The organism is Acinetobacter sp. YH12043 (assembly GCF_013419915.1).
In the GTDB taxonomy this organism is placed as follows: domain Bacteria; phylum Pseudomonadota; class Gammaproteobacteria; order Pseudomonadales; family Moraxellaceae; genus Acinetobacter.
The window spans coordinates 22,157-35,076 of the sequence record NZ_VOZD01000018.1; the positions used below are offsets into that span (position 1 = coordinate 22,157).

11 protein-coding genes are annotated in these 12,920 nt (G+C 43.2%); 7 read left to right on the plus strand and 4 right to left on the minus strand.

Annotated features, from left to right (window positions below):
• Positions 1 to 134 precede the first annotated feature (134 nt).
• Positions 135 to 1,034 carry an NUDIX domain-containing protein gene (locus FTU01_RS09935; RefSeq protein WP_125279081.1) on the plus strand — a complete coding sequence of 300 codons (900 nt, stop codon included), beginning with the start codon at positions 135 to 137 and terminating at the stop codon, positions 1,032 to 1,034.
• 41 nt (positions 1,035 to 1,075) lie between these two features.
• On the opposite strand, the gene FTU01_RS09940 is transcribed toward FTU01_RS09935, so the two are convergent.
• On the minus strand, positions 1,076 to 1,624 hold the full coding sequence (locus FTU01_RS09940) for a tetratricopeptide repeat protein (RefSeq protein ID WP_125279080.1): 549 nt from the start codon (positions 1,622 to 1,624) through the stop codon (positions 1,076 to 1,078).
• 14 nt (positions 1,625 to 1,638) lie between these two features.
• Positions 1,639 to 4,029: a penicillin-binding protein 1B gene (mrcB, locus tag FTU01_RS09945; protein ID WP_180138949.1), complete on the minus strand. Its 2,391-nt coding sequence runs from the start codon at positions 4,027 to 4,029 to the stop codon at positions 1,639 to 1,641.
• 191 nt (positions 4,030 to 4,220) lie between these two features.
• Between mrcB and FTU01_RS09950 the strand changes: the two genes are divergently transcribed.
• Positions 4,221 to 5,159: an NAD(+) kinase gene (locus FTU01_RS09950; RefSeq protein ID WP_125279078.1), complete on the plus strand. Its 939-nt coding sequence runs from the start codon at positions 4,221 to 4,223 to the stop codon at positions 5,157 to 5,159.
• A 2-nt stretch (positions 5,160 to 5,161) separates the two neighbouring features.
• Positions 5,162 to 5,434 (plus strand): YeaC family protein, encoded by a 273-nt coding sequence (locus FTU01_RS09955; protein ID WP_004784238.1) that lies wholly within the window; start codon positions 5,162 to 5,164, stop codon positions 5,432 to 5,434.
• 59 nt (positions 5,435 to 5,493) lie between these two features.
• On the opposite strand, the gene FTU01_RS09960 is transcribed toward FTU01_RS09955, so the two are convergent.
• A complete protein-coding gene (locus FTU01_RS09960) occupies positions 5,494 to 6,495 on the minus strand; it encodes a glycosyl transferase family protein (RefSeq protein ID WP_180138951.1) in 1,002 nt (333 codons plus the stop codon).
• Positions 6,496 to 6,909: 414 nt separating this feature from the next.
• Between FTU01_RS09960 and FTU01_RS09965 the strand changes: the two genes are divergently transcribed.
• Both FTU01_RS09965 and FTU01_RS09970 read left to right on the plus strand, forming a co-directional pair.
• The gene (locus FTU01_RS09965) at positions 6,910 to 8,253 is read left to right on the plus strand and encodes a dicarboxylate/amino acid:cation symporter (protein WP_005236469.1); all 1,344 of its coding nucleotides are present in this window, start codon (positions 6,910 to 6,912) and stop codon (positions 8,251 to 8,253) included.
• A gap of 167 nt (positions 8,254 to 8,420) precedes the next feature.
• A complete protein-coding gene (locus tag FTU01_RS09970) occupies positions 8,421 to 9,563 on the plus strand; it encodes an acyl-CoA dehydrogenase family protein (protein ID WP_180138953.1) in 1,143 nt (380 codons plus the stop codon).
• 82 nt (positions 9,564 to 9,645) lie between these two features.
• Here FTU01_RS09970 and FTU01_RS09975 read toward each other — a convergent pair whose 3' ends face one another.
• The gene (locus FTU01_RS09975; RefSeq protein WP_180025530.1) at positions 9,646 to 10,164 is read right to left on the minus strand and encodes a DJ-1/PfpI family protein; all 519 of its coding nucleotides are present in this window, start codon (positions 10,162 to 10,164) and stop codon (positions 9,646 to 9,648) included.
• A gap of 487 nt (positions 10,165 to 10,651) precedes the next feature.
• On the opposite strand from FTU01_RS09975, the gene pheA reads away from it, so the two are divergent.
• Both pheA and hisC read left to right on the plus strand, forming a co-directional pair.
• A complete protein-coding gene (gene pheA, locus FTU01_RS09980) occupies positions 10,652 to 11,761 on the plus strand; it encodes a prephenate dehydratase (RefSeq protein ID WP_125279073.1) in 1,110 nt (369 codons plus the stop codon).
• A gap of 66 nt (positions 11,762 to 11,827) precedes the next feature.
• Entirely contained in the window at positions 11,828 to 12,919 is a 1,092-nt protein-coding gene (gene hisC / locus FTU01_RS09985; protein WP_179993203.1) for a histidinol-phosphate transaminase, read from the plus strand.
• Position 12,920 lies beyond the last annotated feature (1 nt).

Consider the following 12,920-nt stretch of genomic DNA (forward strand, 5'->3'; position numbering starts at 1 on the left):
TCGACTCCGTGGTGTGTTTTGGATTGATTTAAATGATAATCATTATCGAATAGATCTGTCAACGAATAATTGCTGCATTTATAAAAAACTCTAATTTGCTTACAATCTGTAAAACTTCAATAGTTCAGAACATTATGTCTAAAGCCACAATTCATGTCGCAATCGCTATTTTATTTCATCACAATCAGGTTCTGGTCGGTTGGCGTGAAGCTAAACAGCATCAGGGCAATAAATATGAGTTTCCAGGCGGAAAAGTAGAACAGGGCGAATTGCCTATAGAGGCATGTCGACGTGAAGTGATTGAAGAAGTCGGAATTGACATCGAACAATGGCAGGCTTTTGATTTTATTTCGCATGAATATGAAGATGTCATCGTCAATCTGCATATTTTCCATGCTTCGGTTCAGCCAGAACAATTAGCTGGAATCAAGCAGCCTTGGCGCTGGTATAGCCGGGATGAACTCAGTGAACTAAATTTTCCTAAAGCCAATCAGGCCATGATTCAAAAGCTGCAATGGCCGAGAAAGATCAAAATTTCTGAAGACTTGAGTCACCTGAATAATCTGGAAACAGACCAGATGCTGTATTGGCGAGTAATGGCCAGCCCTGAACACATTAGCCAGTTACAGCAGATTCCAGTCGATCAGTTATCCAGATTGATCATTAATCAGGAACTTTGGTCACAATTGAATGAATTGCAGCAGCAAACCATTCGTACGCTTCACCTGAAACAGTCTCAATTGATGCAACTGCAAAAAGGGGAGTTAGCTGGTGGCTATCGTTATCTTGCAGCCTGTCACGATCTGGAAGCATTAAAACATGCAGAAAACATAGGCTGTGAAGCAGCTTTACTCAGCCCGGTACTGGCAACAGAAACACATCCTGATACCGCAGCTTTAGGCTGGGAAAAATTTAAACAGATGGCTGAACAGGTACAGATTCCTGTATTTGCCTTAGGCGGTATAAAAGCTGAAGATCTAGACCATGCTCAAAACCAGCATGCTTATGGGATTGCAGGGATCCGTTATGTTTAAGTCAGAAGTTAATTATAAATAACCGGGCTCAAGCCAGGGCCTTAAAATTTCTTTAAGGCCTGCTGAGCTTGCTGAATGGCTTTGGTATTTTTTTGCAGTTGAGCTGCTTTCAGGCGCACCTGCCAGAGCTGCTTTTTCATTGCATTGGTCTGCGCATAGCTCAAACCACGTAAGGCGAAAGCATCTGCACGGGCCGGCTGGTTTTTACGGTTTGCGATCAAGCCAAGATACAGATAAGTTTCTGAAGCTTGGGGCGCCAAACGCTGAGCTTGTACTGCAGAAGTTTCAGCTTGATTATATTGCTGCTTGCTATAGGCCTGCTGAGTTTGCTGCATCAATTTTTTAAATGCAGGTAAGTTACGTCCATCATCAAACTTTTGTGCCTGAGGCTTTTGCTCAGGGATCACAATCTTCTGACGTTTAATCTCCGGTCGATCATAGGGCGTAATCACTACACCATCAGGTGTAGAGGATTTTGGTTTCTGCTGAACCGGAGGTTTAGTAGGAGCCGCAGGCTGTTCTGGCTCCGACATGCTTTGGCAGCCCACCAGACCGAGGATGAGCAGACCAGGAATCAATTTTCTTAACATAAACATAGACTCAATTATTGGCTATAACTTCCACTCGCGATAATACGGGTTTGTTTAGCAACTTCGCGTTCTATTTCTGTTTCACTTTCTTGTATATAACGACTGAGATCATCATCTTCCTCATCTTCTGGTGAAGGTTCTGAATCAATCGTATAAGGTTCAGTGGCGTAATGCGAGATGCCACAAGCAGTTGCCTGATTAGGCAAGGCATGACGTGAAATCGGAATATACATGGCACCATCACAGCCTTGGGCAGTCAGTTTACCTGTATAACGGTCCAGCCAGTGCCATTCAATTTCATTAGGCTGAGCCAGATTCACCGGCTTCTGACGCAGCTGTTTCATGACATTGGTCCAGACCGGAAGTGCACCTGAAGAACCGGTTAATCCAGTGGCTTTGTTGTCATCCAGACCTAACCAGACCACTGTCATATAGTTGCCAGAATAACCTGCAAACCATGAATCACGGGTATCGTTTGTCGTACCCGATTTACCCGCCAGATTCAGGTTGCGTGGCAAACTGTTATAGGCAGAACGACCAGTACCACTCGACATGACCTGTTGTAAACCATAATTCAGAGCATAGGCTGATGCTGGATCAATCGTCGGCTGAACACTTAAGCTGTAACGTTCAAGCGAGCGGCCATTCGCATCGACTACAGAACGAATCGATTTCACCGGATATTTAAAGCCACCTGTTGCGAAGTTACCGTAAATATTCATCACTTCCATCGGTGACATGTCTACTGCACCTAAATAAATAGATGGATAAGAAGGAATGTCAGAAGTCACACCGAATTTTTGCAGATGGTTAATAAAGGTCGACAGGCCAAATTCCTGTGCCAAACGTACCGCAGACAGGTTATAGGATTGTGACAGGGCAAGAGACATCGGTACTACACCATGTGCGCTACCACTATAGTTTTTCGGTGTCCAGGGTTTGCCATCACTTTGAATGGTGATCTGACTGTCTTCAATTGGACTGGCCCAGTGATAACGATTCGATTCTAGCGCTGTCAGATAAATCACCGGTTTGAGTAATGAACCCACCTGACGCTTGGCATCTAAAGTACGGTTAAAACCGGTAAAGTCCTGGGTAGAACCTACCGCTGCAACCAGTTCGCCATTTTCAGGGTGTGCGACCAGAACAGCGCCCTGCAAATCTTTTAGACGGCCTGGATTGGCTTTGCTTAAACGGGCTACACTTTCCTTAAAGCTGTCTTGAATTCGGGTTTGTGCCAATGGATCTAAGGTTGTGAAAATACGCAGACCCTGGTTGGTTAAATCAGTTTCCTGATATTCGGTACGCAACTGACGGCGAACGATATCCAGAAAATCCGGGAAGCGAGCAGGGCCTAAAGTTGGTTTGGAAATGACGTTCAGCGGACGGGCAGTTTCTGTTTCATACTGATCTTGGGTCAGATTACCCATTACCAGCATATTATTTAGAACCACATCACGACGTTTTTTCGCAAGTTCAGGATTACGCCATGGGTTATACAGGCTTGGACCTTGTACCAGACCGACTAAAAAGGCCTGTTGAGAAATATTCAGTTCACGTAACGGCAAGCCAAAATAAAATTGTGAAGCCAGACCATAACCATTTATGGAATAGTTGCCATTTTGGCCCAGATTCACTTCATTTAAATAGGCTTCCAGAATCTCATCTTTGCCATAATGCAATTCAATCAGCATTGCCATAAAGGCTTCATTCACCTTACGTTTTAAGGTGCGTTCTGGTGTTAAGTAGAAATTCTTGACCAGCTGCTGGGTGAGGGTTGAACCACCTTGACGTTTACCACCAGTAATATTACTTACCACTGCACGTGCAATCCCGCGTGGAGATACACCATGGTGATTGTAGAAATTACGGTCTTCAGTGGCAATTAATGCGTCAATTAACGGTTTAGGCACTTTATTGAGCTTAATCAGCACACGGTCTTCATTATGCTGTGGATAAATACCACCAATCAATAAAGGTTCCAGACGGGCAATCCCGCTAGAAGAGGGTTTGGTCGCACTTACTTCAGCAATCTGATCGCCATCAAAGCTGACTTTCAATACCTGTTCAGGTTCAACGCGATCGCCAAAATCAAAGCCACGGGTATGCACATACATGGTATTGCCAGTGCTGACAAAGCTGCCCGATTTGGTATAGCTGTCTGAACCTTTATAACCCAGTAATTTTAATTCTTGTTGGAAATCCTGCTGGCTGACCGGGGCATTTACATACACTTCCATCGGGCGTGCGAAAACCTTGGCCGGAATATCCCAGCGTTGACCTTCAAATTTTTCACGCACAATATTATCTAATTTAATCAAATAGATACTAAATGCTACAAATGCAGAAATGACTAGAATGGAGAAGATTAAGGCAATGAACCCCATACCTCGTTCAGATTTCATAAATGACGATAAGACCCTGTGAAATTGTGCTAATCATGCGAAGCTTTTCATTATTTTGCAATATTTAATCAATTATTGAGATTAAAATTAAAATTAAACTTCACATTTTCTCCTTAATTTCAATCTATTTCAATTCAATCCTGCACAGCTTTGTCATGTTATAAATTGTCATCCTATTCAAGCTTAATGTTATGATAAGCAGGATTCGAAGCGGAGCGACGACACTGGTGCAAATTTCCCACAAGACATTTCGAAATATCGGGTTGATTGGACGCCCGGATAAATCTTCAGTGGTTGAAACCTTATGCCTGATCCACGATCATCTGCTCAATTTAGGTCTACATCCTGTTTTTGATGCAGATACAGCTGAACTGGTTCCTTATCAGAATACCCAAACAGTTAGCCGCGCCTTGTTGGGCGAAGTGGTTGATCTGGTGATTGTGGTAGGTGGGGATGGTTCACTGTTACATGCAGCGCGGGCATTGGTAAAATACAATACGCCAGTGATCGGGGTGAACCGTGGTCGTTTGGGCTTCCTGACAGATATCAAGCCAACTGAAGTCATCTTTAAACTGGATCAGGTATTAAAAGGTGATTTTCAGGCAGAACGCCGTTTCTTGCTGGAAATGGAAGTTCGCTCCAAAGGTGAAATCATCTATGATGCGATTGCCCTGAATGATGTGGTCTTGCACTCCGGTAAATCGGTGCATATGATCGATTTCGAGCTGAATATTGATGGACAATATGTCTATCGCCAGCATAGTGATGGTCTGATTGTATCTACACCGACCGGTTCAACAGCCTATGCGCTTTCCGGTGGTGGGCCGATTGTGCATCCAAGTATGGATGCAATTGTGCTGGTGCCGATGCATCCGCATACCTTGTCTTCACGTCCGATTGTGGTCGGAGGGCATAGTGAAATTAAACTGATGATTCGTGAAAATCGCGTACTGCCGATGGTGAGTGCGGATGGACAACACAGTGTGTCTTTGAATGTTGGCGATAGCGTCCATATTCGTAAGCATCCCTTTAAACTGAATCTTCTGCATCCGCCAGGTTATGACTTCTATAATGCATGTCGAACCAAACTGGGCTGGAATCAGGACTTCGACTATCTTAAGCAGGATTAAATATGAATATTGAACAAATGCTTGCCGTACTCAATCCTGAGATTGTAGAACGCTTAAGAACAGCCATTGAAATTGGCAAGTGGCCAAATGGTGTAGCACTGACTCAGGAGCAGCGTCAGACCTGTATGCAGGCTGTCTATGCCTGGGAAATGAAAAACCTGCCAGAAACCGAACGTAGCGGTTATATCGATCGTGGCACTAAAGAAGAAGGCGAACAATGTGATGATGATCATCACAAAAATGAGCCGGAATTTAAACCGATCCGTTTCGTTTAATCGAAACCGAAAAAAAGACCACAGATGTGGTCTTTTTTAATGTCTGTTTTTTGGTTTGATCAAACTGAAAGACGGCTATTCCAGAGTTCTCTGGCTTTTTGCATCGCCACTTCATAGCTGTCATATTCGCCCATGGTATACAGTGCAATGCCCATAGTTTCAACCACTGCGATTTCCCCATATTCATGTGAGCGTTGACCTTCCCATACTTGCTTAAACACAGCTAGATCCAGCTCTTCTTCAATCGGACTACGGTTGTCAGTCAGTTTTGGTAATTCGTGCTCATAAAGTTCGCCATTCTTAATTCCACAGATTAAAGTTTTGGCATCCGGGTTACGTTCGAACTCACCACCTTCACCTTTAATGACTGCACTATTTTGATAGCCTAACTTGTAAGCGGACTGCTGATGTGAACTACGATAAGCAGGGTGGAAAATGGCTTGTAAAGTCGCTTTGGCATTAAATGGATTAATCAGGCGTGCCAGCGTATGAATCGGAGAGCGTAAGCCCATGACATTACGTAGCCCGATCAACTCAGCCAGAATTGGAGAGATCACCTCCAATGGCAGGTAAGCAAAATGTTTGTCTTTAAGCTGCTGTTCCACCTCAACATCATTTTGGCAGATCGGATAGCCTAAGTAGTTAAGTACCTGTTCGGTATAGACCCGATTCAAGGTATGACCTGAAGCACCATGCATCACGATATTATAGCCATGCTTAGCAAGGGTAAGCGCAGCCAGAATGAACCAAGGATAATGTTTGCGTTTACCTGCATAAGATGACCAGTCCAGATCAACATCAAGCGCCTTAAAATTCAGTTGGTCCCGGGTCGCCTGCACAAAGCCTGCGAGTTCATCAACGGATTCTTCTTTGACGCGTAATAGCATCAGAAAAGCGCCCAGTTGTACGTCCAGTACTTCATTTTTCAGGATCATGCTAAAAGCCTGATAGGCTTCTTCATAGCTTAAAGAACGTGCACCATTTTTTCCCTTGCCAATAATACGAATAAACTGGGCAAAAGGATGTTCGGCATCTTTATAAATATTTCGCTTTGTGGTCATGGGCATAGATCAATCATGTTCATCAAGTATTGGCATATTTTACGCTGATATTGGTATTTCACCTTCTTATTTTGCAGAATTATTAGAGTTTTATAAGACCATAGTCTAAGAGGTATTGTTTAGTATTTAGGCAAATTTAACATTTCGGGTTAAACAAAAGTCTAAAAAGCGGTTAAAATTTCACGCAATTCTTGTGTTTGCTTTATCTCCTGATCAATGCACTGACTTTTCTTAAAGATCGGTGTTCCTGTGATTGTTAAATGTACATACACATTCTAATTTCAGTATCAGATTAATTTTTTGATACATAGGCACTTTTTTGTTTCAGACAATGAAGTATTGGACGCTTGTTTTTTAAAAATAAGTGAAAACTGAATATTGCTTCTGGTTAGAAGTATATCGTGAAGTAAGGTTATGGCTAAAAAACCAATTTATAAGTCGCTTTATTTTCAAGTGATTGTAGCCATTATTGCGGGTATCCTCGTCGGACATTTCTCGCCAAGTGGTACACAAATCATTAATGGTGCAGAACAATATGTTCCAGGTCTGGGCGAACAACTAAAGCCGCTGGGTGATGCATTTATCCGTTTAATTAAAATGATCATCGCACCTGTGATTTTCTGTACCGTGGTTAGCGGTATCGCAGGTATGGAGAGCATGAAATCAGTCGGTAAAACTGGTGGTGTCGCGCTACTTTACTTCGAAATCGTATCAACAATGGCGCTGATCATTGGTCTTCTGGTGATTAATATTGCCAAGCCAGGCGTTGGGATGAATGTTGATCCGGCATCGCTGGACACGGCCGGGATTTCTAAATATGTAGAGTCGGGTGCTTCGCAGTCTACCGTTGATTTCTTTATGAATATCATTCCAAATACGGTGGTTGGAGCATTTGCTGAAGGCGAAATCCTGCAAGTCCTTTTATTTGCGATCCTGTTCGGTTTTGCATTACATAAACTGGGTGCACAAGGTAAGCCAGTTCTCAAACTGGTAGATCAGATTTCACATGTGTTCTTTAACATCGTGAACATGATCATGAAACTTGCGCCTATTGGTGCGTTCGGTGCGATGGCTTTCACGATCGGTAAATATGGGATCGGTTCTCTGGCACAATTGGCTCAGTTGATCATCTGCTTCTATATCACCTGTTTGCTGTTTATCTTTATTGTGCTGGGTTCAATTGCACGCTTTACCGGCTTTAGCATTGTCAAGATGATTCGCCTGATTCGTGAAGAGCTGTTGATTGTACTCGGTACTTCATCGTCTGAATCTGTATTGCCACGTATGCTGAAAAAACTGGAGCTGGCAGGTGCTGAAAAGTCAGTGGTGGGTCTGGTCATTCCAACAGGTTATTCGTTTAACCTGGATGGTACTTCGATTTACCTGACAATGGCGGCAATCTTCATTGCACAGGCGACCAATACGCAACTTGATTTGTCTCACCAGATTACCTTGCTTCTCGTATTGCTCATTTCTTCTAAAGGTGCAGCGGGTGTAACTGGTTCAGGCTTTATCGTGATGGCAGCAACCTTAGCGGCTGTAGGTAATATTCCGGTTGCAGGTCTGGCCTTGATTCTCGGTATTGATCGCTTCATGTCTGAAGCCCGTGCCTTGACCAATCTGGTCGGTAACTCTTTGGCAACTCTGGTTGTAGCAAAATGGGTCGGTCAGTTAGATATGGACAAGTTGAACTATGCATTAGCAAATCCGGCTGAAATTGATGAAAAAATGGCGCAAGAAGGCAACAATGCTCATTAAGTTTGAGTTTGTCTTATAGGTCATAAAAAAGGAAGCTTCGGCTTCCTTTTTTATTTTTATCTGACTGTGAAGTTAGCAAAAAAATAAGTCAGGTACATGACAGCCTTTCTAAAAATAGTTAGCCTGTGCACAGGAAATAAAACGATAAACACGATAAGGATAAAAGAATGCTGGCTTACGATGCTGACCTGGAACTTTTCCGCGACAATTTCAAACGCTTTATGAATGAACATGTAGCGCCTTACTATGAACAGTGGGAGCATGAAGGCATGATGCCGCGTTCAGTCTGGAATGCGATGGGTGAAAATGGCTTCTTGTGTGTCGATGTCCCGGAAGAATATGGTGGCTACGGTGTTCCGACTCACTATTCCCTGATGTTGATTGAAGAGTCAGCTCGAGCAGGCTATAGCGCCATCTCAACCGGCCTGTCTTGTCACTCGGATATCGCAGCGCCGTATATCTTGCATATCGGTACAGAAGAGCAGAAAAAATACTGGCTACCGAAAATGGTATCTGGTGAAGTGGTCGGTGCGATTGGCATGACTGAGCCGGGTGCAGGTTCTGATCTGCAAGCCATGCGAACCAATGCCATCTTGCAGGATGATCATTATCTGTTAAATGGTTCTAAAACTTTTATCTCCAATGGTCAGCATGCTGACTTAGTCGTATTAGCCGTGAAAACCGATCCACAAGCACGCGCCAAAGGTGTGTCTTTGATGCTGGTGGATACGCATCTGGAAGGCTTTAAAAAAGGCAAGAATCTGGACAAGATTGGTCTGCATTCACAGGATACTTCAGAGCAGTTCTTTGATAATGTCAAAGTACCGAAAGATCAGTTACTGGGTCAGCCAGGTCAGGGCTTCGTGTATCTGATGCAGGAATTGCCACGTGAACGTACCGCTATTGCGGCAACCGCATTGGGCGCCATTCGTGGCTCGATTGATGTAACGACTCAATATGTCAAAGAGCGTCAGGCCTTCGGTCAGGCGATTGGCCAGTTCCAGAATACCCGTTTTGTACTGGCACAGGCCAAGATTGACGAGCTGGCAACAGCAGCTTTCTATAACCAGAATGTTGAGTTGTATATGCAAGGCAAGCTGGATGTTGAAACTGCAGCAGCGCTAAAGAGCTTTTCAACAGATATGCAGATGAAAGTTGCTGATAATCTGCTTCAGCTCTTTGGTGGTTATGGCTATATGACGGAATATCCGATTTCGCGTTTCTTTGTTGATGCTCGCATTCAACGGATCTATGGCGGTACCAATGAAATCATGAAAGAAATTGTTGCACGTGGTCTGCTTGGACGTTAAAAATCAACAGATAAAAAAAGAGTCCTAAATGGACTCTTTTTTTATAGAAAGAATATTCTTGAAATCTAGATATTTTATTATTTTAAGATTTTAGTACATCCAGACATTCATGAATAAAAATTGGCAAATCATTTGGTACTCGAGATGAAATCAGCTGATTATTGTCATTGACCAGTTCGACATCATAATAAGTCGCACCTGCATGTTGTACCCGAGGTGCATGCGCACGGATACTGGTAATGATGCGGTTCTTTAAAACATCTGCTTCACTGAGTAATAAAGATGCGTCACAAAGACTGAAGATGGTCTTTTTGGCCTCATTAAAAGCCTGAATGAAATGTAAGACTCGCATATCGTTGGCGAGGGACACTGGCGATTCACCGCCCGGAATGAGTAGGGCATCAAAATCCTCAATACTGATATGATCAATTCCCCGATCAATGATTACACTCGACTGGCCATGTAGTCCATGCACGACTTTTCCGGCATGCAGTTCAATATTACAGACACTGTGCTCTGCAGCAAGTAAGGCTGCAACAGGCTCAGTATATTCAAGATCTTCAAAATTATTCGTTACAAGTACCGCTATTCTTTTTGGCATTATAGGCACCCCCAATATAGTTTTAAATTAGACTAGCGATTTAAGGTTTAAAAAACGTCTCTGCTTTGTAACCAAATAGTGATTTAGTGTAAAAAATTCAATTAAATCAAAGTAAAATGACCAAAAAAACAGTTTTCTATGTGCATTTTATTGTGAACTGTCACTCAGATTTTAAGTAGTTAAACTAGAGGAATCGAGATGGCTTTATTTTTATTTTCTTATGCTTAAAATCGTTATGTAGATTAAGAAATAGTGATATTTCATCTTGATAAAAATCAGTTAAGATGGGCGGGCAAAGTTTACAATTTGATAATGTAAAACATGCGAAAATGCTGAAAGAAATGTTACCAGATATGACTAAGGCGATGAACGGTTAAAATCAAATCCCTGTTTTTAAGAATTAATCTACTAAAGTTATATTGTGTAACATTTGCAGCGCACTAATTGTTATACTGCACAGATAAGGTTTATGAAGGGCGACATCACGATGATCAACGACGATCAAAACACAACGGCTTCTTTAGATTTGGCTAAAATTCGTGAAGATATCGATTCAGTTGATCAACAAATCCAGCAATTGATTAACCGTCGTGCACGTTTGGCTGAGGCTGTAGCAAAAGCGAAATTCGCATCTGAAGAAAATCCGCTGTTTTACCGTCCGGAACGTGAAGCACAGGTTTTGCGCAATGTTATGGAGCGCAATGAAGGACCATTGTCAGATACGACGATGGCACGTCTGTTCCGCGAGATCATGTCGGCTTGTTTGGCGCTTGAAGCACCGCAAAGTATTGCATTTTTGGGACCTGTTGGTACCTACACACACTCAGCAGTATTGAAACATTTTGGTCATGATGCTGTGGTTCGTCCATTACCCACCATTGATGAAGTATTCCGTGAAGTAGAAGCGGGCAGTGCACATTATGGTCTGGTGCCTGTTGAAAACTCCTCTGAAGGGGTAGTGAACCACACTTTAGACTGTTTCAAGACTTCGCATCTGAATGTGATTGGCGAAGTAGAATTACCTATTCATCACCAGTTCCTGATCTCTGAAAATACCCGTAAGGACAGTATTAAACAGATCTATGCACACCAGCAGACTCTGGCTCAGTGCCGTAAATGGCTGGATGCCCATTATCCAGGTGTAGAACGTGTGGCACTCAGTTCAAATGCTGAAGCGGCACGCCGTATTCAGAATGAATGGCATTCTGCTGCGATCGCTTCTGAAATTGCTGCGAATATTTATAATCTTGAGATTATGCACAGCAATATTGAAGACAATCCAGAGAACACGACACGCTTCCTGGTGATTGGCCGTGAAAAAGTGCCACAAAGCGGCAATGATAAAACTTCATTACTGGTATCTGCGCATGACCGTGCCGGTGCATTGCTGGAAATTCTGGCTCCATTTGCCAAACACAACATTAGTCTAACTAGTATTGAAACTCGACCTGCACTTCCTGAAAAATGGGCTTATGTATTCTTTATCGATCTTGAAGGTCATATTGAGCAGGAAAATGTTAAAGCTGCGATCGAAGAAATTCGTCCGTTTGTGAAAGAAGTCCGCGTGCTTGGTTCATATCCTGCAGCTGTTTTATAAAAGCAGCCTTTCGTGGTTAGTGCGAGGGTGCTAACCACTGTTTCATCTGTAAATCGGAAGTATAAAATGTCGTTTGTCCCAGCCAATGAAGGCATCTCTAAATTAAAGCCATATCAACCAGGTAAACCGATCAGTGAACTTGAGCGTGAGTTGGGCATCACTGATATCGTGAAACTGGCTTCAAATGAAAACCCGCTGGGCTGTTCAGATAAAGTCAAAGAAGCAGTGGCTGCGGAACTGGCGGAAATTGGCCGTTATCCTGATGGCGGTGGCTTTATCCTGAAAGATCAGATCAAGACACAATTCGGTTTTGATCATAACCAGATTACTTTGGGTAATGGTTCAAACGACTTACTGGAAATATTCGCCCGTGCATTTGTTTCTGAAAAAGATTCAGTGATTTATAGCCAGCATGCGTTTGCGGTATATGCACTGGTGACTCAAGCGATTAACGCTGAAGCGATCGAAGTACCTGCTAAAGGTTTCTCACATGACCTTGAAGCGATGGCGGCTGCGGTAAAAGACAACACCAAGCTGATCTTTATTGCAAACCCGAATAACCCGACAGGGACCTGGTTTGAAGAAGCTGAATTTGAAGCATTCATGCAGAAAGTTCCTGCGAACGTGATCGTGGTGCTAGATGAAGCCTATGTGGAATATTTCCCGGAAAACTTCAATAGCCTGAAATTCCTGAAACAGTATCCAAACCTGATTGTCAGCCGTACGCTGTCTAAGTGCTATGGTTTGGCTGCACTGCGTGTTGGTTTTGCCCTGGCTTCTGTTGAAGTGACTGATTACCTGAACCGTATCCGTCAGCCATTTAACGTGAACCACTTGGCGATGGTTGCTGCGGTTGCTGCACTGAAAGATGAAGCATTTATCGAGAAATCTCGTGAAGTGAACAAGGCGGGTATGGCTCAGCTAGAAGCGGGTTTCAAAGCTTTAGGCCTGAACTATGTACCTTCACGCGCGAATTTCATCTTGGTTGATGTACAGGCTGACCCAGCAGAAACATTTAACAAGTTGTTGAAAGAAGGGGTGATCGTACGTCCAGTGGGTATTCCAAACCACCTGCGTGTATCGATTGGTACTGAAGCTGAAAATGCCAAATTCCTTGCTGCATTAGGTAAAGTACTTGGCTTAGAGGCGAAAGCTTAAG